17 protein-coding genes, 1 tRNA gene and 1 pseudogene are annotated in these 21,325 nt (G+C 60.1%); 13 read left to right on the top strand and 6 right to left on the bottom strand.

The window, feature by feature from the left end; translation table 11 throughout:
* The first annotated feature begins 84 nt into the window (after positions 1-84).
* The 5 genes and pseudogenes from QP828_RS03830 to QP828_RS08780 form a co-directional block, all read left to right on the top strand.
* Positions 85-702 carry a type II secretion system F family protein gene (locus QP828_RS03830; protein WP_274734365.1) on the top strand — a complete coding sequence of 206 codons (618 nt, stop codon included), beginning with the start codon at positions 85-87 and terminating at the stop codon, positions 700-702.
* Positions 693-1,253, top strand: a complete 561-nt coding sequence (locus QP828_RS03825) for a type II secretion system F family protein (protein ID WP_274734366.1) — start codon at positions 693-695, stop codon at positions 1,251-1,253. Before QP828_RS03830 ends, QP828_RS03825 begins: the two co-directional genes overlap by 10 nt.
* A gap of 295 nt (positions 1,254-1,548) precedes the next feature.
* On the top strand, positions 1,549-1,773 hold the full coding sequence (locus QP828_RS03820; protein ID WP_274734367.1) for a DUF4244 domain-containing protein: 225 nt from the start codon (positions 1,549-1,551) through the stop codon (positions 1,771-1,773).
* 70 nt (positions 1,774-1,843) lie between these two features.
* Entirely contained in the window at positions 1,844-2,455 is a 612-nt protein-coding gene (locus QP828_RS03815; protein ID WP_274734368.1) for a hypothetical protein, read from the top strand.
* Positions 2,452-2,868, top strand: a pseudogene (locus QP828_RS08780) (Rv3654c family TadE-like protein); the annotation flags it as partial. The gene QP828_RS03815 and the pseudogene QP828_RS08780, both read left to right, overlap by 4 nt.
* A gap of 23 nt (positions 2,869-2,891) precedes the next feature.
* Here QP828_RS08780 and QP828_RS03810 read toward each other — a convergent pair.
* Complete coding sequence (locus tag QP828_RS03810) at positions 2,892-5,273, bottom strand: DEAD/DEAH box helicase (RefSeq protein WP_274734369.1); 2,382 nt, start codon at positions 5,271-5,273, stop codon at positions 2,892-2,894.
* A 168-nt stretch (positions 5,274-5,441) separates the two neighbouring features.
* Between QP828_RS03810 and QP828_RS03805 the strand changes: the two genes are divergently transcribed.
* The 4 genes from QP828_RS03805 (at position 5,442) to QP828_RS03790 (ending at position 11,980) form a co-directional block, all read left to right on the top strand.
* Positions 5,442-7,004 carry a methyltransferase gene (locus QP828_RS03805; RefSeq protein WP_284891287.1) on the top strand — a complete coding sequence of 521 codons (1,563 nt, stop codon included), beginning with the start codon at positions 5,442-5,444 and terminating at the stop codon, positions 7,002-7,004.
* A 129-nt stretch (positions 7,005-7,133) separates the two neighbouring features.
* Positions 7,134-9,860: a type I DNA topoisomerase gene (gene topA / locus QP828_RS03800; protein ID WP_274734371.1), complete on the top strand. Its 2,727-nt coding sequence runs from the start codon at positions 7,134-7,136 to the stop codon at positions 9,858-9,860.
* Entirely contained in the window at positions 9,861-10,535 is a 675-nt protein-coding gene (gene tmk, locus QP828_RS03795) for a dTMP kinase (RefSeq protein WP_274734372.1), read from the top strand.
* On the top strand, positions 10,532-11,980 hold the full coding sequence (locus QP828_RS03790; protein WP_274734373.1) for a DNA polymerase III subunit delta': 1,449 nt from the start codon (positions 10,532-10,534) through the stop codon (positions 11,978-11,980). Before tmk ends, QP828_RS03790 begins: the two co-directional genes overlap by 4 nt.
* 88 nt (positions 11,981-12,068) lie before the next feature.
* On the opposite strand, the gene QP828_RS03785 is transcribed toward QP828_RS03790, so the two are convergent.
* The gene (locus QP828_RS03785) at positions 12,069-13,142 is read right to left on the bottom strand and encodes a 2,3-butanediol dehydrogenase (RefSeq protein ID WP_274734374.1); all 1,074 of its coding nucleotides are present in this window, start codon (positions 13,140-13,142) and stop codon (positions 12,069-12,071) included.
* A gap of 301 nt (positions 13,143-13,443) precedes the next feature.
* Between QP828_RS03785 and QP828_RS03780 the strand changes: the two genes are divergently transcribed.
* From QP828_RS03780 to QP828_RS03765, 4 genes are all read left to right on the top strand, one after another.
* The gene (locus QP828_RS03780; protein ID WP_274734375.1) at positions 13,444-14,961 is read left to right on the top strand and encodes an alpha/beta hydrolase; all 1,518 of its coding nucleotides are present in this window, start codon (positions 13,444-13,446) and stop codon (positions 14,959-14,961) included.
* Between the two features lie 513 nt (positions 14,962-15,474).
* Positions 15,475-15,547, top strand: a tRNA-Thr gene (locus QP828_RS03775).
* Positions 15,548-15,686: 139 nt separating this feature from the next.
* A complete protein-coding gene (locus QP828_RS03770) occupies positions 15,687-16,598 on the top strand; it encodes an exonuclease domain-containing protein (protein ID WP_274734346.1) in 912 nt (303 codons plus the stop codon).
* Between the two features lie 258 nt (positions 16,599-16,856).
* Positions 16,857-17,765: a GIY-YIG nuclease family protein gene (locus QP828_RS03765; protein ID WP_274734347.1), complete on the top strand. Its 909-nt coding sequence runs from the start codon at positions 16,857-16,859 to the stop codon at positions 17,763-17,765.
* Between the two features lie 125 nt (positions 17,766-17,890).
* Here QP828_RS03765 and QP828_RS03760 read toward each other — a convergent pair whose 3' ends face one another.
* From QP828_RS03760 to QP828_RS03745, 4 genes are all read right to left on the bottom strand, one after another.
* Entirely contained in the window at positions 17,891-18,637 is a 747-nt protein-coding gene (locus QP828_RS03760) for an amino acid ABC transporter ATP-binding protein (protein ID WP_274734349.1), read from the bottom strand.
* Positions 18,630-19,298 carry an amino acid ABC transporter permease gene (locus tag QP828_RS03755; protein WP_126135326.1) on the bottom strand — a complete coding sequence of 223 codons (669 nt, stop codon included), beginning with the start codon at positions 19,296-19,298 and terminating at the stop codon, positions 18,630-18,632. Before QP828_RS03755 ends, QP828_RS03760 begins: the two co-directional genes overlap by 8 nt.
* 10 nt (positions 19,299-19,308) lie before the next feature.
* Positions 19,309-20,088, bottom strand: a complete 780-nt coding sequence (locus tag QP828_RS03750) for a transporter substrate-binding domain-containing protein (protein WP_274734350.1) — start codon at positions 20,086-20,088, stop codon at positions 19,309-19,311.
* A gap of 74 nt (positions 20,089-20,162) precedes the next feature.
* Positions 20,163-21,314, bottom strand: a complete 1,152-nt coding sequence (locus tag QP828_RS03745) for a trans-sulfuration enzyme family protein (RefSeq protein ID WP_274734351.1) — start codon at positions 21,312-21,314, stop codon at positions 20,163-20,165.
* Positions 21,315-21,325: the final 11 nt, after the last annotated feature.

Genomic DNA, 21,325 nt, shown 5'->3' with positions numbered 1-21,325 from the left:
ACGGCGTTTCGCTCACTTTTCTCTCGGAGAAGTGACATATCCCGGTGCGGCAGGCGTGGCGGGCGCGGCAGGCGCGGCCCGCGCGTGCCACGGGGCCGGAGCAAGCGTGACCCCCTGCCCGGTTTTGACGCCGGCCTGCTCGCGGTGGAAGTCGCGGCCCGTATAGATTCGGGCGCTGATCACCGCCGCGCGTGGCTCACCGCGCTCGCCCGCTTCGAGCCGAATAGGGAAAGCTCAGGAGCCGGTGGGGACAGTGAGCTTCGGCGTGACCCTGCCGGTCAGATTGACGATGTCGGAGTCCCGGTACTCCTCCGGGAACTATGGGAACGGGCGCCCCGCAATCCGCGCCGCGCCCGCGGCCTCCTCGGTATTCCCGCACTCATAGCGGTGTGCCGACTCACCCACCACACCGGAGCATCTGCAGCCCGCATTCTCGAGAACTGCGCGGCGGCGCTCTCCGAATCCAGCGATGCGCTAGGCGAGCGCCGCATCGCGCTAGCCGGACCGCGTTCAGCCGTGAAAATGCTGGCCGCCATGCCACTTTTCGGCATGTTATTGGGTTCATTCTTTGGAGGTAATCCCGTGACTTTCCTTGTCGGTACCGTGATCGGGCGATGCTGCCTCGCGCTGGCGCTCATATGCGAGGTGACCGGAATCGTATGGATGCGTCGTCTCGTACGGAAAGCCGAGCAATGGGGCTAATCCTGTGTCTCCTGGTTCTTCTTCTTGCCCGGGTGTGGATGCCCGCTGCCGGGCAGGGGGCGGGTAGGCAGGATGCCTCATCCCGGCCGGGTGTGGCGCAGCGATCCGGGCGGCGCTTACCGCCCTCCGACCCGGCGTTTCTGGCCGATCTCGCGCGGGTGGCTCTCTCCTCCGGGGCCTCACTTCCGGCCGCGCTCGAAGCGGTATCTTTCGCCGTCGCTGAAGAATATGCCCACCTTGATATCGGTACGACGGCGCAGCTCCTTCTGCTGGGCGCCCCTTGGGCCGAAGCGTGGGACGGAATACACCCACGCGCCGAGCTGCTGCGCGAGGCCCTCCAGCCAGCTTGGGAAAATGGGGTAGCTCCGCTCACCCTGCTTGGCACAGCTGCCCGCAGCTACCGGCGTCGTCGTTCTAGAGAAGCGCGCCGCGCGGCGGCCGAACTTGGAAATAGCCTCGTGGTGCCTTTAGGTGTGTGTTTCCTACCGGCATTTATCCTCGTGGGAATTGTTCCGGCAGTGGCTGGCGCAGCCATCGGTCTCTTCCAATAAAAACAGGGCGAACGAAGCCGGCTAAAGAAAGCCATATGGACGAAGCTGGGCGTGGTGGGGCGCCAGGCTCGTTCCTGCTTCATCCCCTGTATCCCCAGGACGCTCAGACGGGGCAATTATCCACAGGTACGCGGGCGCTGGATGCGGGAGGGAGCGCAGCGCGGGAGACTGACAGCGCCGGACCTAGCACGTTCCGAGCAGCCCGCAACCCACCCCCGGGCGGCGGGCGGCGAGGTCCGGCACCACCTAGCCATAACCACGGCGTAGTTCGTCGCAAATAAAGAAAGGCACCATTATGACCACGGCAGTCAGCACCCTCAGACCAGCTCTCTCCACCCACCCGGGCAGCATTTTCCGCGAGGGAAAATCCCATCCGGAAGCGGGGATGACCACCACCGAATACGCCGTCGGAACGCTCGGCGCCTGCGCTATTGCCGGCATCCTCTACTGGCTCTCCCAGCAGGACTGGATGCGTGAGCTTATCGCGGGGATTTTCCGGCGCGGACTCAATATCGCCTAAACCAAAGTCCCGGGTATCCACCGGTGCCGGTGGGAGGCCCGCGGCTCCACCGAAAAGAGAAAGATCCGTCATGATATCGAAGCAATTCCCCGAGCAATGCCAGGAGTTACCTTCTTTCCCGCGGAGCGGGGCAGGTGAGGGTGCTCTTATCGCCAACCAGCCCACCCAGCGGCCCCACCGGGCCCTCCGGTCCCACCGGTCGCGGGAACGCCGGCGTTTGTGTGCGCAATGCCATGAGGTCATCGAGGCACGCGGGCATATAGCGATTCCCTGTGCTTGCCGCCGTCGGGAGATTCGTTCCCGCAAACTCTCCCGCATCTTGCGTCGGCCTTACGGGGCTGAGAACCGGGAAGCTGGCATGGTCACGGTAGAAGTCGCCCTCGGGATTGTCAGCACGCTTATTATCGTGCTGCTCGCGCTCGGGGCGCTGAGTGCCGGAGCCCAATACCTCTCTCTGCGCGGTGCCTCCCACGATATTGCAGTCCTTGCCGCACGCGGAGAAAGTGAAGAGGCATTGCGCGCTCGCGAACTCCCACCCCGGGCCATGCTGCACGTGCAACGCGCGGAAGACCACGTGAACGTGGTGGTGCGGGCCCAGGCAGCCGGTCCGCTACGGGCCCTGGGTATCACCATGGAAGCACGTACCTCGGTGGATGTGGAACCCGGAGTACTGGGAACATGAGAGTCTCCTGGCGGGATAGTTGGCGGGAATGGCACCGGCTTTATCTGATGTGCCGGAGGGAAAGCCGCGCCCGGCACCGGGATCCGCCCCGGGCCTCTGAGCGGGGAGCGGGAACGGTACTCGCGGTCGGGGCGATGGCTCTTGTGCTTGCCTTGACCGGGGTAGTGCTCACCGTTTTCACCGTGGTCATTGCACGAATGGATGCCCGTGCCACGGCGGACGTTATTGCCCTGCAAACAGCCGAGCGGGTGATCAACCAGGGCTGGTCGTTAGCCGAAGCCTGCACCAAGAGCGAACGCAGTGCGCAGCGCAACGGCGCGGTTATCGAAGAATGCAGCGAATCCGAAGAAATATTTTCGATTCGGGTTCGCACCCGCGCTCGCGCGGTGCCGGTCGCGGTCCGGGTGACATCGCGCGCAGGCCCCATTGATCGGGGTCACGGTTCCGGCGTCGTGCCCTCCAGCTCATCGAGTGCGCAACTCAGGGCGCTGAGCACCAGCACCGCGCCCTCTTTCCACAGGGGATCATTGTTATTACCGCATTTCGGGGACTGGACGCAGCGCGGGCATCCGCTCTGGCACGGGCAACCGGCCACGGCATCGCGTGTGGCGCGGATCCACTCCCGGCCGGCCCGATATCCCCGTTCGGCACAGCCCGAACCGCCGGCCGCAGCATCGTGGACAATCACGGTGGCAGCTCCGGTATCCGGGTGGTACGCGGTGGATAGTCCTCCCACATCCCATCGGTCGCAGATCGCGAAGAGGGGAAGTATTCCAATTGCGGCATGCTCAGCAGCATGCAGAGCACCGGGAACATCCGCGGGAGGGATACCGAGCGCCTCCAGGTCCTGGGATGACATCGTCCACCATGTCCCGCACGTCTCCATACTGCGCTCGCGCGGAGTAATGGGGTGAAACCCGAGATACATGCCATCACGGGCCCGGCGCAGGTGGTATCCGACAACCCGATTGAATACCTCCACATCGCCCCACGCCCAGGTCCCAAACCGGGTTGCGGTACTGGAACGCGAATGGAGGATCTTCACGGTTGTCTCTTCGGAGGCAAAAGTCCGCAGATCATCCCGGGGGCGATGCCGCACGAGAGCCACCTCGCCGTCACATGTTTGCACATCGAAAGGAACACCTTGATGTATATAGATAGCCCCCGGGTACACGGTGGTATCTGCCCGTGCGGCATCCACGGTCCCCAGAATGTTTCCGTCTTCCTCGTCAACAATGGACACGGTGCTTGCCTCGCCGCGCAGATCCACCAGGTCGTGGGCGCTCAGCCCCGCATGCCCCCAGAACCACCCGCCGGGACGGCGGCGCAAGAGCCCCTGTTCGCTCAATTCGTCGAAAAGCGACGTATCGGGGAGCCCAAAAATTGCGGCATCTGCTTCGCTAAGAGGATGCTCAGCGGCGGCCGCGCACACCTGCCCGGTCAAAACATTCGGATTGAGCGGATCGAAAACGCTGGCCTCCGCGCCCGCGCTCAGTACCGTATCCGGATGGGCCAGAAGATACTGATCCAAAGGATTCGAGGTTCCGATAAAAACAGCCAGCCCCGAACTTCCCGCCCGTCCGGCGCGCCCCGCCTGCTGGTTAAAAGAAGCCGTGGTTCCAGGCCACCCGGTGATAATAACCGCGTCCAGCCCGGAAATATCGATACCCAATTCCAGGGCATTGGTTGTTGCTACGGCTCGCAACGCTCCGGACCGCAGTCGTTGCTCCACATCACGGCGTTCCTCAGGAAGATACCCGCCGCGGTAAGCCGCCACCGCCTGAGCCAGGGGATTGTGTTCCTCGCGCAAAAAATCTTGGGTCAGTTCGGCTACCCGTTCGGTTCCGGGCCGCGAACGCACGAAGGTGAGAACGCGCGCCCCTTCCGCCACGAAACGAGCGGTGAGAGCGGCCGCCTCCACAGTGGCCGAGCGGCGCACGATATCTCTCTCACTTCCCTGTACTTCCCCGGAAAGAACATGGCCGGTTTCGTCGTCGGCCACAGGAGAGCATTGCCACAGGGCCACGGTACATTCGCCGCGCGGAGAGGCGTCATCTGTTACCGCTTCGATAGGGCCAAAGGCTGTTCCGATGAATCTGGTGGCGGTTTCCTGGGGCTCGCCTGCGGTTGCCGACAGGAAAACAACGGTGGGCCGGGCGCCGTACAGCGCCGCGATACGCAAAATCCGGCGCACCACATGGCCGACGTGCGCCCCGAACAATCCCTTATACGAATGAAATTCATCGACGACGATCATCCGCAGCCGGCGCCAGATCCGCTGCCAGCGGTCTTTCTGGGGAAGCATCGCGTGATGCACGAAATCAGGGTTGGTCAGCACAATATCGGCATGGTCGCGCGCGAAGGTTTTTTCTTCCGCGTCGGCATCCCCGTCCGCGGTCGCCACCGTGATCCGGGAATCGACATCTCGCGCCAGGGCCCGCAGCGAGGTGTATTGGTCCGCGGCCAAAGCCTTGGTTGGGGAAAGGTAAAGCACGGTGGGAGGAGCGCTCACCCGCGCCAAACTCGTCGAGTTACGCGGGACCAGCATCTCGGTGAGTGCAGGCACCCACGCCGCCAAAGATTTCCCCGAACCGGTTCCGGTCGCCACCACCGTGTGGGTACCCGCGTGAATGAGATTCGCAGCGCGGACCTGGTGTTCCCACAGGTGTGGCACGCCGTGGTTAGCGCAGGCACTCATCACCTGCGGGCTGACCCACGCGGGCCACCCGGCTACCCGCGCGGGGCGAGCATCTTGTTTGCGCAGCGCCACCAACTGTCCCGCGGTGGCGGATTCTTCAAGAACGGAAAGGAGGCGCATATGTGTAGTGTGCCCGATGAAGCACCCAAGACCAAAGAATTGAAGGCCAAAGAACTGAGATCCACGGAGCTGAGGGCCAGAGATCTAAGGACCAAAGAAAACCGCGCGAGTTCCCGTTTCCCTACCCGGGGCTTTCCTCAACGCGGCCGGGCAGTTTACTGTTATGGCATGGAGCTCTTTGTCCCGGGCGCCCCCGAGCGCCTCGCCACCACGTTACGTCAAGATCTCACAGGTTATACCACCGCGCATATCTCTACCCTGCTCGGCCCCGAGGCTACCGCCGCCATGCGCCGTGAACAGCGCATGTGTGCACTTCTCGCATGTGAAAAAGTGTGTCACCAGGGTGCTACGCCGCATACCGAAGCGGAAATCCTGGCCTGCCAAGTCCGCCTCCTTATTCTCGGGGATACCTTGAGCGCGGAGGAACTCGAGGGTGCCTTTCCCGCCACTTTCGGTGACCGGGTAACGCGCGATGCGCTGCTCGCGGTCAGCAACGCGGGATATCGGGCCCGTTTCCAAGTGGTTCCCGTTCCGCTAGACATTACTCGGAAGGGCACCCGCCGAATCACCCGCACCGAGGTGCTCATCGCCTCCGACTTTGGGGAACTAGCCGGCCGGGTCCCCGGAGCCCACCACGTTATGCCGGTGGGTGGGGCCACCCGCACTCTCGCAAATATCGTCACCTATACCGGGGGCCGGGTGCTAGATGTGGGAACCGGATGCGGAATCCATGCCATTAGCGCCGCGCTGCAAGGCTGCGAGGTGGTCGCCACCGATATTTCTGCGCGAGCTTTGCAATTCGCCGCCCTAAATATCGCGCTCGCGGCCGTGCGGGTCGAGTTGCTCCAGGGTTCCCTTTTCGATCCGGTGGAGGGGCGTTTCGACACCATCGTGTCCAATCCGCCTTTTGTTATCACCCCCGCTGCCGTCCGGCAGAAAGTCGATTTCGAGTACCGCGACGGTGGATTCGGTGGGGATACACTCCTGTCCGAACTCATCTCCGCACTTCCCGCCCACCTCACAGATACTGGCACTGCCTATATCTTGGGGAATTGGGAAGTGGAAGATGGCTGTTCCTGGGATACTCACCCGCAGGTGTGGGCCCGGGTGGCGGGCCTCGACGCCTGGTTCATTGCGCGCGATGAAGTCGATCCAGCCCACTATGTAGAGATGTGGCTTCGCGATGGTGGCCTGCGCCCGCGCGATACCGGATACGAGGATGCCTACCGCACCTGGCTCGATGATTTTGCCGCGCGGGGGATACGCGCGATCAGCCTGGGTTACGGGATCTTGGCACGCCCGGCTGCCGCTCGCGAACCCATGATCCGCACCGAGGAAATACCGGGCCGCCCCCAGGGCGATATCCGCCAGCATATTCAGCGGGTCTGGAAGAACCGGCACCTGGTGGCCGCCTCCGATGAGGACTTAGCACAGCGCACCCTGACTCGAACCGAGGTGATCGAACACCGTTTTTACGATCCGGGGGCTGCAGATCCGCTGCGCATTGTTCTCGCCCACACGGGTGGATTCCAGCAGACCCTCCCGGCCGATTCCCAAGTTGCGGCCTTCGTGGGTGCCTGCGATGGCGAGTTGAGCGTGGGTGCCCTGTGCCAGGCGATTGCGCGTATTTACGGAGAGGAAAGCGCGTCGGTCCAAGCCCGTCTCCTTGAGACGGTGCGCGAGCTGATCGCCACCGGGCTATTGACCGAGGGAACGGGAACCGAGATCTAGGAGATAGGTTGAGAGCTCCCGTGACGAGCATCGGTTTTCGGCGCGGGCGTGCTACCGTGTGACAACAGGGCACAAAATATGTGTCGGAGGCGTGGTCTGGTCACGCCGTGAGTAGTGAGGGATGCAGTTGTGACGAAGCTGGTTATCGTGGAGTCTCCCGCCAAGGCGCGCACGATCGGCAGGTACCTGGGTGAAGATTTCGAGGTGCTGGCGTCCGTAGGGCACATTCGAGACCTGCCGCAGCCCTCGGAATTACCCGACAATATGAAGAAGGGCCCCTACGGGCGCTTCGCTGTTGATGTGGACGGTGATTTCTCGCCCTACTACGTTATTTCTGCCGGGAAGAATAAAACGGTTGCCGAGCTGAAGAAAGCTTTGAAGAACGCCGATGAACTCTTCCTGGCAACCGATGAGGACCGCGAGGGAGAAGCGATCGCCTGGCATCTCTACGAGGTGCTCAAGCCGAAAGTTCCCACCTCGCGCATGGTCTTCCATGAAATTACTCCCGAAGCGATCTCCCGTGCCCTGGAAACACCCCGCGCGCTCGATACCCAGTTGGTAGACGCCCAGGAATCGCGCCGTATCCTTGACCGCCTGGTCGGTTACGAAGTCTCGCCCCTGCTGTGGCGCAAGGTCGCCGCGGGGCTTTCCGCCGGTCGCGTCCAATCGGCCACCACTCGCCTTGTTGTGCAACGCGAACGCGAACGCATGGCTTTCGTTTCCGCATCGTATTGGGATGTGACCGCCACCTTTGGTTCCGCCGAACAATTCGAGGCAGCCCTCCATTCCCTTGACGGTGCGCGTATCGCGTCCGGTAAAGATTTTGGCGACGACGGCGCACTATCCGCCAAGGCGACTAAGGAAGGTGTACGGGCCCTCAACGCCGAGCTGGCTGGCCAGCTGGCAGAAACACTCGAAGGCGCGAGGGGTACGGTACGCACCCGCGAGGAAAAGCCGTATCGCCGTCGCCCTGCCGCACCTTTCACCACCTCGACTTTGCAGCAGGAAGCCGGGCGTAAACTACGCCTATCTTCGCGTCAAACAATGCGTATCGCCCAGTCGCTCTACGAATCGGGCTATATCACCTATATGCGTACCGATTCCACGAACCTGTCCGCGCAGGCAATCAGCGCGGCCCGTAGCCAAATCAAGGAATTGTACGGGCAGGCCAGCTTGCCGGAAAAGCCGCGTTTCTACGGTAAGAAGGCGAAGGGCGCGCAAGAAGCACACGAAGCTATCCGCCCGGCCGGCGATCATTTCCGCACTCCGCAGATGGTGGCCGGTGAACTCTCGGGGGCGGATTTCCGACTTTATGAACTTATTTGGAAACGTACCGTTGCGTCCCAGATGGAAGACGCGCGCGGGCAGACGGTCTCTCTGAAAATTGATGTGCCGGTCGGCGGTGCGGCCGGAGCGCACACCGCCACTTTCTCCGCATCTGGCACGGTGATTACGTTCCCGGGGTTCCTTGCCGCGTACGAAGAAGGCCGGGATGCCAATCGCTACGAAGCCACGGATGCGGCCCGGCTCCCGGACGTGAAAGAAGGGGAGGAACTGCCGGTGAGCGCCCCGCAGGCCACCGGCCACGAAACCCTCCCTCCGCCGCGGTACACCGAAGCATCGCTGGTGAAGAAGATGGAAGAACTGGGTATCGGGCGTCCCTCAACCTACGCTTCTACGATTTCCACCATTACTGATCGCGGGTACGTGGAGCATCGCGGTCAGGCGCTTGTTCCTACCTGGACGGCTTTCTCCGTGGTGCGTCTCCTGGAAGAAAATCTCCCCGACCTGGTGGATTACGATTTCACCGCCCAGATGGAAACCGACCTCGACCGGATTGCGGAGGGCAGCGGGGATCGGGTGACCTACCTGTCGAAATTCTGGCGCGGAGATGGCGATAAGCCGGGCCTGGAGGGCCGGGTGGAATCCCTCGGAGATATTGATGCGCGTGCTATTAACTCCACCCCCATCGGGGAGGGAATCACCCTGCGCAATGGGAAATACGGGCCTTATCTGGAAGTGGAAGGCTCCGATAAGCGTGCTTCGGTGCCGGCAGGCATGGCACCCGATGAAATGACGGTGGAGGCCGCCCGCGACATCCTGGAGAAGGCATCATCCGATGGGCGTGAACTGGGCGAGGATCCCGAAACCGGGCGCCGCGTCGTCGTAAAATCCGGGCGTTTCGGGCCGTACGTGACTGAAATTATTCGCGAGGGTGAAGTCGCGCTTACCCCCACCGGGAAAATCTCCAAAAAAGCACCTAAGCCGCGTACGGCGTCGCTTTTGAAATCTATGCAACCGGAAACTGTTACGCTCGAAGATGCTCTGCGTTTGCTGCATCTGCCGCGCGTGATTGGGCAGGGCGAAGACGGGGTGGATATCACCGCAACGAACGGGCGGTACGGTCCGTATATCACCCACGGGAAAGATACCCGCTCGCTGGAAACCGAGGAGCAGATTTTCACGATTACCCTGGAGGAAGCGCAGGCTTTGCTGGCCCAGCCCAAGCGGCGCCGCGGGCAAGCAGCGGCTAAGCCCCCGCTTAAGGAACTGGGAACCGATCCGGTGAGCGAAGCTCCGGTGGTGCTCAAGGAGGGGCGCTTCGGGCCCTACGTGACCGATGGGAAAACGAATGCTTCTCTGCGCAAGGGCGATGATGTAGAGAACATTACTCCCGAGCGTGCCTACGAGCTGCTCGCAGATCGGCGTGCGAAGGGCCCGGTGAAACGGCGTACAACGGCGAAGAAGAGGACGGCGAAGACCACCGCCGCGAAGAAAACGACGGCGAAGAAGAGCACGGCGAAAAAGTCCAGCTCGAAAAATTCCGCTTCCGGATCGACCACCGAGAAGGCATAAATGCGCGGGGTGTTCATTACCTTTGAAGGTGGGGATGGAGCTGGGAAAACAACCCAGCTGCAGCTGCTTGCCGCGGCGCTCTCCAAGCGAGGGTATACCGTTGTGCAAACCCGGGAGCCGGGGGGAACCATGCTCGGCACCCAGATTCGGGAGCTGCTCCTGCACGGGGGCGCGGTCAGCCCGCGCGCCGAGGCCCTTCTTTACGCCGCGGATCGCGCCCAGCACGTCGCATCTGTTATTCGCCCAGGCCTGGAGGCTGGGGCGGTGGTGCTCTCGGATCGCTATATTGATTCCTCCCTGGCCTACCAGGGTGGGGCGCGCGAGCTCGGCGCGGGCATTCGGGCGATGTCCGAGTGGGCTACCGAAGAACTCTGGCCGGACCTCACCGTGCTCCTCGATATCCCGGAAAACGAAGGTTTAACGCGGGCGGACGACGGCCAATATGACCGCATCGAGGCGGAAGGCCGCGAGTTCCACCGAGCGGTTCGTGAGAATTTCCTCGCGCTCGCGGCGGCTAATCCGGAGCGCTATCTGGTGCTCAATGCGCGCGAGACTGTTGCTGATCTTGCCGCGCAGATTATTGCGCGGGTGGAAACTCTGCTGGCAGGTCTGGAAGATCGGGAGCATCTGGCTGATTGCGGTGCGTGTCAGCCGGCCGCGGGAGAATCCTTATGAGCGTTTTCGATGCGCTTATTGGCCAGCGTCCGGTTGCCGAGCTCTTGCAGCGGGCGGCCTGGGCCTCGCGGATCGGTGACCCGCAGCTGCCCGGTCCGGTAGTCGCCGCGGCCGATGCGAGCGGCGCAGCCGATGCGACCGCTGCTACCGATGCGAGCGGCGCTACCGATGCGAGCGGCGCTACCGATGCGAGCGGCGCTACCGATGCGAGCGGCGCTACCGATGCGACGAGCGCGGTGGATGTGGATACGGCTGCGGGTTTAACTACGGCACCGGATGTTAGTACGACGGCGGATATCAGCAGCGCGGCGATGGCCCAGGCGTGGTTGGTTACCGGACCGCCCGGATCGGGGCGGTCGGTTGCGGCGCTGGCGTTCGCGGCTGCCGTGCAATGCACGGGTGCGGTGCCCGGGTGCGGGCACTGCCACGCCTGTACTACCACGCTGGGCGGTACCCATCCTGATGTGATTCGAATGGATCCGCGCTCGGTGACGATCTCGGTGGAAGAAACCCGGTCACTGGTGGCCTCTTCCTATACGTTCCCCTCGGTGGGCCGGCGGCGCATCATCATTATTGAAGACGCGGACCGTATGCTGGAGCGCACTACGAATGTGCTTCTCAAAGCAATTGAGGAACCCCCGCGCGATACCGTGTGGATTCTTATTACCGCCTCGCCCGAGGATATGCTTCCCACGATTCGCTCCCGGTGCCGCCACGTGGCCCTCCAGGTTCCCAGCGTGGAGGCGGTTGCCCAGCTCCTGGCCGGAGAATTCGGCGTTGATGAACGCACGGCTCGCGCAACCGCACGCATTGCCCAATGCCATATTGGGCGTGCGCGTGCCTTACTACGGGACCCGCAGGTTGCGGCAGAACGCGTGGCGTTGCTGCGGGAAACTCTCGATTTGGGTGGCACATCAGATGCGGTGCTCGCCGCTCAGCATCTCCTCGAGCACTACCCGGCCAGCGTGGGTGCAGCGTCGAAATCCGCAGGTTCTAGCACCGCGTCGAAAAAAGGGGCGAAGGCGGAAACTGAACCCGATACCGAGCTCGCGGAATTCCGGGCGAGTATTGGGTTGGGGGAGCGGGATAGCGGTTCGGCGTCGCAACGTGCCCAGATCCGCGCTTTTGAGGAACAGCGAAAAAAGCGGGCGGTGCGGGAGGATCGTGACTATCTGGACCGGGCCATGCTCGATGTGCTGGCGCTCTATCGTGATGTGCTAGCGGTGCAGGTCGATGCCGGCGTCGACCTCATTAATGCCGATTTCGAAACACAGATCATCGCGGCTGCAGCTGCCTCCACCCCGGAGCTCTCGGTGGCGCGGATGGACGCGGTGGCGCGGGCGCGGCGGCGCTTGGCCGCGAACGTTGCCCCGCAGCTTGCCCTCGAAGCGATGTTTATCGAGCTCGCTTCGCCGTTGCTAGCGCAACCATCTCAAACAAACTAGCGGGCCGGCAGCAACCTTTCCTCATCTTCCCGTGAGAGAGCGGTTCTGTACCGGCCCGCCAGCTTGACGTTACCCTTATTTCATCGGGTTACTTCATTGAGACGAGGATTTTCACCTCGCCCGGGTTGCCCCGCAGGCGCTGGTAGCCATCCTCGACAATGCGATCAGCGGTGATCTTCGAGGTGATGAGCGGCTCCAGGTTGACCTTGCCTTCCTGCACCAGCTTGATGGCCGGTTCGTGATCATCACAGTAACCAATGCACGCGCTGATGGAGCGTTCGGGCATCATAATGGCGCCCATAAGATCCAGCTCGAAGGGATGGACGTGCAGCGCCACCACTTCGAGGTGCCCGCCGGTGGTGAGCACGCTGAGAAGCTGATCGGCCACCGCGGCAATGCCGGCGCAATCGAAAGCGAAGTCCGCGAGTACGCCGTCGGTAAATTCCTTCACCTTCTCCAGCAGATCTTCTTCCGCCGGGTTGACGATAAGATCAGCAACCCCCACTTCCGTGAGCTTCGCGCGGCGAATTTCGGAGGGCTCGGAAACGATGGTTTTCACGCCGTAGGCCTTGAGAACCGCGGCGGTGAGCAGCCCGATAGGTCCGGCCCCGCCCACCACGGCGACCTTGCCTGCAGCCTTCCCGAAAGCGGCGCCAGCGTGCGCGACCGCGTGATGGCCAACGGAGAGCGGTTCAATAAGAGCGGCCTGGTCCAGCGGAATATCACCAACGTTATGAACCCAGCGTTCTTCCACTACGATCTTCTCAGCCAGGCCACCGCCGCGCCCGGAAATTCCAATGAATCCCATCTTTTCGCAGAGGTTGTACATGCCCTTCTTACAGGCCGGGCATTCCCCGCACACCATAAAGGGTTCCACGGCAACGCGATCCCCGGCCTTCACCTTGGTCACACCCGCGCCGACTTCATCGACCACACCGGAAAATTCGTGACCGAAAACCACCGGAAGGGTTTCCCCGGAAAGGGGGTGCGGTTCATCGGCCGAGGGAGCCGGTGGCATGACTCCATCAAAATACAGATGCAGATCAGAGCCGCAAATACCGTTGTATGCCAGGGAAATCTTCACGGTTCCCGGCTGGAGTTCAGGTTCAGGAATATCCTCAAGCCGGACATCTTCCTTGCCGTAGTAGCGAATAGCCTTCATTCTTCCTCCTTTGTATGAGCACGCTTGCATAGCGCGCACGTGATACCCATCTACCTGCCGGGACGTTCCGGCACGCCCCTTGCATCCGCGGCCTTTCACGGAGGCGCCAGTGGACACCGTTCAGTGGCGTTGAAGATAAACGGCCGCGATACTCCGAAGGCGTGTAGTGAGCATCACATTCAGTGTGTCAGAGTGTGTGCACCCGCGCAATGCCTCGGACGCGAATATGCAGTAATTGCACGGCTAGCGAAATTACCGCGGCCTCCTGCCTATTACCAGCTTGCTCCCGTACGCTAGACACGTGAAAAGAACTCTTGCTGCTCTCGGCGCCGTGCTGCTTTTAGTCTCCGGGTGTGCCAATAATGCCCTGGTGCGTGGCGGCACCCCCGATACTTCCACCGGTGCGCTGCCGGAGTACCCGGCGCAGCTCGCCCGGTTCTATGAGCAGCGGGTGGAATGGAGCTCCTGCGGTAAAGATCAATGCGCTCGCGTCCAGGTTCCCATGAATTATGAGGATCCGGAGGGGGCGACCATCGAATTATCGATGCGTAAACAAGAGGCGAGCGGTAGCGCCGTCGGCTCTATTTTTATTAATCCTGGTGGCCCGGGTGGTTCGGGTCTTGATTTATTGCCCACGGCCTCGATTTCCCTGGGTGCGGATGTCGTCGAAAAATATAATGTCATTGGTTTTGATCCGCGCGGGGTGGGCGAGTCCACCCCGATTACCTGTTTCACGGATGCGGAATTGCAGCAGCTCGTGGATACTACCTACCCGGATTCTGATCCGGAGGCGGATGCTAAGCAAGCCGCGGATGCGCAGCGGGTGGCGCAGCGCTGCAAGGAGAAAAACGGTGAATACCTCAAGTATGTCGATACCCGTTCGGCGGCGCGGGATTTGGATGTGCTGCGCCACCTGGTAGGGGATCGTTCGCTCAACTACCTGGGCTACTCGTACGGCACGTTCCTCGGGGCGCAGTATGCGGATCTTTTCCCTGCTCAGGTAGGCCGCATGGTGCTCGACGGCGCCGTCGACACCACCCTGGGAACGGCCCGCCTCGCCACCGATCAAACGCGTGGTTTCGAAGAATCCGCGCGCCGTTTCGTGGAATGGTGCCAGCAGGAGCAAGGCTCACGGTGCCCGTTGAAAGGGAGCGTGGATGAAGGCATCGCGCATATGCGCAGTATTATCGACGCCGCAATCGCCACTCCCATCCCCACCGGGAACCCGAGTATGCCGCTCACGGGAGCTCAGGCCCTGTCAGCATTTACCATTCCGTTCTACAGCAAGATGCTGTGGCCGGTGCTGATGGAGGGTATTTCCGAGTTTGATAAGCAGAATAAGGGCACGGTTCTCCAGCTCATCGCCCTAACCGGGCAGAGCCGCGATCCGGGCGACGGGCATTTCCTGGATAATTCCACGGAGGCGAATTGGGCTATTAATTGTGCGGATTATCGGCCCGCCACGGATGCGGAGCTTGAGGAAGCTTCGCGGGCCACTAAGGGCGGCCCGTTGCTTGGGGATGCTTACGCGGGTTCGGATCTGTGCCAGGTGTGGCCGACCCAGGCGAAAGATAATCCGGGGCCCTTCCGTGCAGCCGGCGCGGCGCCCATTATCGTGATCGGCACGAAGTACGATCCGGCTACCCCGCAGGCGTGGGCGAAGTCGCTCGCTGAGGATTTGGAATCCGGCGTGCTGGTGACCTGGGAAGGTGATGGGCATACCGCCTTCGGGACCGCGGGGCGGTGTATTGACGATCCGATTCGGCAGTTTTACCTCACCGGGGCGGTTCCGGAAAATCTGAATTGCCCGGCGCGCTAGCGTGGTGATGATAGCCGGGGTAGGTGCGTATTATCGGCCTATCGTCCCAGGTCATCATGGAATTACTGCATATTTCACGATGTTACGGTGCCGTAGTGAAGTTGTACACATAAATAGGGAACGCAATTCTTTGCTCCCTTAGCAGCGGGGCGTTATGCTTGTATGTGCTGACGCGGCCGGGCTTGAATAGGCTTTCGAGCAGGGCTGATCGTCGAAAAACTTTATAGGCCTGAGCCGCCGGTTGTGGTGGTCGGTGTGCTCATCTGGGGATGTTGTAATCCCCATGTTGCTCCCCGAGGCGAGTTCATGTGACTCTCGCTCCGGGGAGCAACACTTTTCTTTCCGTTCCTTTACTTTTTGCGACGACGCCGCTCCTGCCGCAGGGCGGCCCCACCCCGCTCTCAACGTTCGCTAGCTCACGGTGTCCGGGTTTGCGTGCCAGCGCACCGGCCGGGTAGTATGCATCTGTTGCCTTGTGAACTGGCCGCGCGCGTGGCTAGCCGCAGGTAGCGTGCCACCTTAGCTCAGTCGGCAGAGCGATTCACTCGTAATGAATAGGTCGAGAGTTCGATTCTCTCAGGTGGCTCTGGATGTAAGATACATTTTATCTCCCTGCTTCGTGTTAGCTCGCAGTCGGGAAAGTAGCCCAGGCGGACTTTTTGGCATGGAGGGGCTTGTGGCTACGTTGCTTGAAGGTTTCCCGCCGACCGTTGTAGAGAGGGCTCATGCGAGATTTTGTAGCGATAGACTTCGAGACGGCCAACGAGCAGCGTTGTTCTGCATGTGCCGTGGGTTTAACACTTTTTGACAGTGATGGGAATCCTGCAGACAGTTACTATCAGCTGCTAAAACCGCACCCGGAAGTTGCTTATTTTAACCCGGTAAATGTATGGGTTCATGGCATTACCGAGGCTGATGTACTGGACGCGCCTCAATGGTCGCAAGTGTCGGATCAGGTTGCGACTTTCGTCGGTGATAGGCCAATTATTGCTCACAATATGGCCTTTGACGGGTACGTTCTTTCCGATTTGGTAGATCTCTATGGTACCAAGCCGATTTTGAATAGACGATTTTGTACTGCGCGGCTTGCCGGAAAGATTCTGGCAGGTAAGTTAGAACGAAAATCTCTTGATCAAGTTTTCGGCTATTACTTCCCGGATAAGTCTTTTGATCATCATCACGCTGGTTCAGACGCCCAAGCCGCGGGCATGATTTTCGCCAGGATGCAACAAGAATTCGGTTTCGAGAGACTTGAAGAATTATGCCCTCCAACCGGTGGCAACGGGAAGAATGGACGTGCTGGAGTGCTCGTTGATCAGCTCGTCCTTGATGATTTGCTAGAACGGTACGGAAAATCACGGGTCCTCGAAGGTGAACATGTGGCGTTCACGGGTACGTTGAGGCATGGGCAACGCGCTGCCGTGCAGCAACTTGTTTCGGCGGTAGGAGGTACTGCCGATAAAAACCTCACCAAGAAAACAACTTTGCTTGTTGTTGGAATTCCAAATCCCGGGGCTTGGACAGAAGGATCCTCGGCCTCGCGAAAGTTGCACAAAGCCAGGCAATTGCGTGAAAGCGGTTCGTCAATTGAGGTCGTTAGCGAAGATGAATTCTTCAATCGATTAGCTGAAGGTTAGTGAGACTATCCCGTTTCCAAATTGCCTTTGTTAACACGCCAGTTGTGCAAGTTGGACCGTTTTTGTTGTGCAAGTTGGACCGCGGGGGCGAGAAAGGGAGGGGAGACGGGAGCGGGCGGATTCCCGTGGCTCACTCCCGGAGCCAGCTACCCGACCCGCTAGCCACCCGCTAGCGCGTCTATAATTTTGCATCAGTAACGTTATCGAGAACTTGAACGGTATTCGGAACCGGGGAACCCACGGGAAGGCGCTAGTGATATGGCACGGGGCAAAGCGATTGAGCTGTTCTTGGTGGATGGCACGCCCGGCGGGATTATGACGGCAAGCATCGCGGACTGGACGGGCGTCGTCGTTTCTGCGCGCCGCGACCAGTTATCCGAGCTGCTGCGGCGCGAGGACGCCCACGGTAACGGCGTCTACCTCCTCCTCGGCGCGGATCCGGACGCCATCGATAACACCTGGTGTTACATCGGCAAAACCGAGAATTCTGGCGAGCGGCTACGCACCCACGACCAGCGCAAACCGCAGTGGAACCGAGTTGTCATCATCGGCAGCATGCAAAAATCCTTCAACGAAGGGCATTGGGGCTACCTGGAATCGCGCCTCGTCGATATTGCTCAGGCCGCCGAACGCTGCTCTATGCCCGATAACAAGCAGGTCCCGCGACTGCGCAAACTCTCAGAAGGTCAGCAGGCTTCGGCGGAATCTTTCCTCGATAATGTCAAGGTTATTCTCCCGATTCTCGGCGTGAATGTGCTGCGCTCACGCTCAACAATCGCCGCGACTCCCGCTCCGGAAACGCCCGCTTCCGCCTCGGCGCTTTTCCACCTGCGCCAAGCCAATAAAGGTGTCGATGCGACGATGCAGCTGGTTGACGGTGAGTATTTCGTTCTCAGAGGTTCGCGCGTCGTCGCTGAATGGCACCTGCGTGGCGCCTCCGAATCGACCTTGCGTTCCTACACGTCCTACGCCGCGCTGCATAAAAAGCTCGTCGATGATGGCTCCATAAAAATTTCCGAAGGCGCCGCGGTTCTCACGCGCGATATTGCTTTCGGTTCGCCCTCCACCGCGGCCGCGGTGATCCTGGGCCGCTCCTCGAATGGCCGGCGCGAATGGCTCGCTGATGACGGCCGCACTTTCGGTGAATGGGAAGCGGATAACGCGTAGAAAGGCACGGGGCGTGCTGTGATGGTACGACGACGCCACACCTCCCACCCGGCGGGTCCGCCCGACTATCACCGCAACCCTCCGGTTCGGCAACCCTCCGGTTGTGCAACCCACCTCGCGCGTTTCTACAAGTTTTCTGCCGGGTCGTACACCGATAGGAACTTCACGATTCGCTCATTCTTCGAGGTAAAGAAATCTTCCGGGGCGCCTTCGTACTGGATGTGGCCCGCGTCCAAGAAAACCACCTGGTCTGCCACGCGCCTCGTGAAATTCATATCATGGCTCACCACGATGAGGCCCTGCCCCTGGCTGGCCAGTTCGGAAAGAACGTTGGAAACCTCAGCGGCGAGCTCGGGATCCAGCGCGGAGGTTGGCTCGTCGCACAAAAGATATTTCGGACGCATGGCTAGCGCCCTGGCGATTGCTGCCCGCTGGGCCTGGCCGCCAGAAAGCTCCGCGGGATAAGCGTGCGTCTTCGCGCTGAGTCCAACTCGCTCGAGCAATGACTCGCTGTCGATGCGCGCGGCTTTCTGGTCTTTTCCGTGCAGCCGTGGGGCAAGTTCAACGTTGTCGCGCACGGTCAGGTGCGGGAATAGATGAAAGCCCTGGAATACCATGGCTGAGTGCGAACGGATTTCTTCTTTGTCCGCCTTCGTTACTTGTGCTGGGAAGGTCAGGGAAAAATCCTCAACTTTGATGTGCCCGGAATCGGGAACTTCGAGCAGGTTGAGCGTGCGCAGCAGCGTGGATTTACCGGAACCGGAGGGGCCCACGATCACAGTTGTTTTGCCGGGTGAAAAGGCCGCGGTTACGCCCGCTAAGGCGTGGGTATCCCTGCCGAAGGTTTTAGTTAGGTCTTTTATCTCAATCATTTTTCACCACGTACTTAGAGGTTTTCTTTTCCAGATATGCCTGCAGCCACGCCAGCAGCGTGCAGATGGCCAGGTAAATAGCTGCGACTTCAACGTAAAGTATCAAGGGCTCATAGACGCGCGCTGTTATCTGCTGGCCGATCTGGAACACATCGGAAATGGTGATGACGGAGGCCAGGGACGTTGATTTCACCAGGTTCACGAATTCGTTACTGATGGAGGGCAGCGCGATCCGCCAGATCTGCGGGCCAATGACGTGGCGAAGCGTCTGCCAATGCGTCAGACGCAACGTAGCGGCGGCCTCCCATTGGCCCGAGGGGATAGAGAGTTGCGCTCCGCGGATTCCCTCGGAGATATACGCGCCGGTGTTCAGCGAAAAGGTGATGATAGCGGCTAGCCAGGCCGAAAGCGTGATGCCGACCTTGGGCAGCCCGAAAAAGACGATGAAGAGCTGCACGAGAAGCGGGGTTCCGCGGAAAATCCACACATACAACCACGCTATGGCCCGAGCTATCCGACTCTTAGATAGCCTCAGCTGGGCAGTAATAATGCCCAAAACGAGCGCTATTGCGAAAGAAATCAGGGAAAGCGGAATCGTAACTTTTAACGTGGCCGCTAAGAGTTGCGGAAAAGACTCGAGCCACAGCGTGATCGTATTCATGACGTACCTTTTAGTTAGGCGAAATATCTTCGCCGATGTACTTCTCAAAGATCTTTGCGTAGGAGCCGTTGCTCAGGCCCTTGGCAATAGATTCGTTGAGTTTCTCCTTGAGTGGTTCAGAACCCTTGGCCAGCATGACCGAAATCTGCACCGGCTCGGCGCCGGGCACCTTGATGCCGTCCAGATCGGTCGCGGAGGTTTTCTTCAGGAAGTCAGAAACCGTCACGACGTCGTTAACCGTGCAGTCTGCCTGGCCGTTAATGACTAGCTGTGTTGATTTAGAGAAACCTTGGCTGGGCACGATATCGGCGCCAGCTGCGGCGGCAGTCTGGCCGTAGTCAGAAGACGGAGTCTGGGCGCACTTCTTGCCTTTAAGATCTTCCAGCTTGGTAATGCCGGAGCCCTTTTTAACCAGGATCTCTGAACGAGAAATAGCGTAAGGAGCGGTGAAATCATATTTCTTCCGGCGCTCCTCCGTCGGGTTGATGTTATTGATGACGATGTCATACTTGCCCGTGTCGAGGCCGGCAATGAGGGAATCCCATTTAGTCTCAACGAATTCGGGTTCAACGCCGAGGTCTTGGGCGATGAGCTGGGCGATCTCCACTTCAAAGCCCACCAGCTTGCCTGATTTGTCATGGTAGCCGTAGGGCACGAACGTGCCCTCGATGCCTACTTTGAGTTTTCCGGTTTCTTCGATCTGGGCCAGCGAGTCTTTCTTGGCTCCGCAACCGCTCAAGACGGTCACAGCGGCAAGTCCGGCAGCCAGCACCTTAAATATTTTCTTCATTGCGGTTCCCTTAATTGATGGTTTGGGTACTTGATGGTTCGGATATTTGATGGTTCGGTTACTTGACGGTTCCCTTAGTTGATATGTGATAGGGCATTTTCTAGGTCGGCTTTGAGATCGTTGACGTCCTCGATGCCAACAGAGAGGCGCAGCAGGCGGTCAGAGATTCCCGCCTTTTCGCGTTCTTCCGGGCTCAGATTTTCGTGGATCATGGTTGCCGGGTGGCAGATCAGGGTTTCCACGGAGCCCAAAGAAACCGCGAAGCGCATAAGCTTCAGATTCTTCGCGAAGGTATGGAAGTCGATGCCGTCAGCAAGTTCAAAGGCGAAAAGTGCGCCGTCGCCCTTCGACTGGAGGGTGTGAATCTCCTTTTCTTTGGGTGAATACCAGCCGGGTGCTAATACCCGCGACACGGACGGGTGATTCTCGAGGTAGTTCCGGAGGATTGTGGCATTTTCTTGCTGGCGTTCGAGCCTGATAACAAGCGTCTTTAGCCCGCGCAGAATCGAATAAGAATCGAAAGGCGAGAGGGGATTGCCGAGTGCCTTGGAGGCTATCTTCAGGCTGGAATACCATTCGTCGTCATTGGTCAGTATAAAACCGGCTAAGACATCGGAATGTCCGCCAAAATATTTCGTGCCCGAGTAAACGACGGCATCTGCGCCCAGTTCCAAGGGCCGTTGCAGGTATGCGGTTGAGAAGGTGTTATCAACTACGACCTTGGCATTTACTTTTTTAGCCAAAGATACGACATGGGAAATATCGGTAACCCGGAGGGTGGGGTTGGTGGGCGATTCCAGGAATATTATCGCGGTATCTGCGGGAACCTCCGTCAACTCATTGAAGTCGTCTACGAACTCGGCGGTTATCCCGCGGCGGGTGAAAAATTCGTCGACCAGTAGGAAAGTGCCTCCGTAAACTGACGAGGTAAGTAATACGCGGTCGCCTGTTGTCAGAGAGGAAAAGACCGTCGCGGTGGCGGCCATCCCGGTGGCAAAAGCCAGCGCGTGCTTAGCGTTTTCCACGTACGCAACCGCGGATTCAACAGAGCCGCGGGTCGGGTTGGAGCTGCGCTGATACCCGTACGGCCCCGCGGAGCCATCGGTGGGTTGCTCGAATGTGGATGCCAGATAAATAGGAGGTATGACAGCGCGGTATTGATCATCGGGGCGCGAGGCGGAGTAGTCGTTAACAACTCGGGTGGCAAAAGAATAGGGTTGAGGCATAGTTAATCCAT

The organism is Actinotignum sanguinis, from assembly GCF_030230305.1.
Classification (GTDB): Bacteria; Actinomycetota; Actinomycetes; order Actinomycetales; family Actinomycetaceae; genus Actinotignum; species Actinotignum sanguinis.
This window is presented reverse-complemented; position numbering and strand designations above follow the sequence as displayed.

What these genes read in the sequence shown, in the direction of transcription:
- QP828_RS03825 (WP_274734366.1), top strand. Translation starts at nt 693, where the DNA reads ATGGGGCTAATCCTGTGTCTCCTGGTTCTTCTTCTTGCCCGGGTGTGG.
- QP828_RS03820 (WP_274734367.1), top strand. Translation starts at nt 1,549, where the DNA reads ATGACCACGGCAGTCAGCACCCTCAGACCAGCTCTCTCCACCCACCCG.
- QP828_RS03815 (WP_274734368.1), top strand. Translation starts at nt 1,844, where the DNA reads ATGATATCGAAGCAATTCCCCGAGCAATGCCAGGAGTTACCTTCTTTC.
- QP828_RS03810 (WP_274734369.1), bottom strand. Translation starts at nt 5,273, where the DNA reads ATGCGCCTCCTTTCCGTTCTTGAAGAATCCGCCACCGCGGGACAGTTG.
- QP828_RS03805 (WP_284891287.1), top strand. Translation starts at nt 5,442, where the DNA reads ATGGAGCTCTTTGTCCCGGGCGCCCCCGAGCGCCTCGCCACCACGTTA.
- tmk (WP_274734372.1), top strand. Translation starts at nt 9,861, where the DNA reads ATGCGCGGGGTGTTCATTACCTTTGAAGGTGGGGATGGAGCTGGGAAA.
- QP828_RS03790 (WP_274734373.1), top strand. Translation starts at nt 10,532, where the DNA reads ATGAGCGTTTTCGATGCGCTTATTGGCCAGCGTCCGGTTGCCGAGCTC.
- QP828_RS03785 (WP_274734374.1), bottom strand. Translation starts at nt 13,142, where the DNA reads ATGAAGGCTATTCGCTACTACGGCAAGGAAGATGTCCGGCTTGAGGAT.
- QP828_RS03770 (WP_274734346.1), top strand. Translation starts at nt 15,687, where the DNA reads ATGCGAGATTTTGTAGCGATAGACTTCGAGACGGCCAACGAGCAGCGT.
- QP828_RS03765 (WP_274734347.1), top strand. Translation starts at nt 16,857, where the DNA reads ATGGCACGGGGCAAAGCGATTGAGCTGTTCTTGGTGGATGGCACGCCC.
- QP828_RS03760 (WP_274734349.1), bottom strand. Translation starts at nt 18,637, where the DNA reads ATGATTGAGATAAAAGACCTAACTAAAACCTTCGGCAGGGATACCCAC.
- QP828_RS03755 (WP_126135326.1), bottom strand. Translation starts at nt 19,298, where the DNA reads ATGAATACGATCACGCTGTGGCTCGAGTCTTTTCCGCAACTCTTAGCG.
- QP828_RS03750 (WP_274734350.1), bottom strand. Translation starts at nt 20,088, where the DNA reads ATGAAGAAAATATTTAAGGTGCTGGCTGCCGGACTTGCCGCTGTGACC.
- QP828_RS03745 (WP_274734351.1), bottom strand. Translation starts at nt 21,314, where the DNA reads ATGCCTCAACCCTATTCTTTTGCCACCCGAGTTGTTAACGACTACTCC.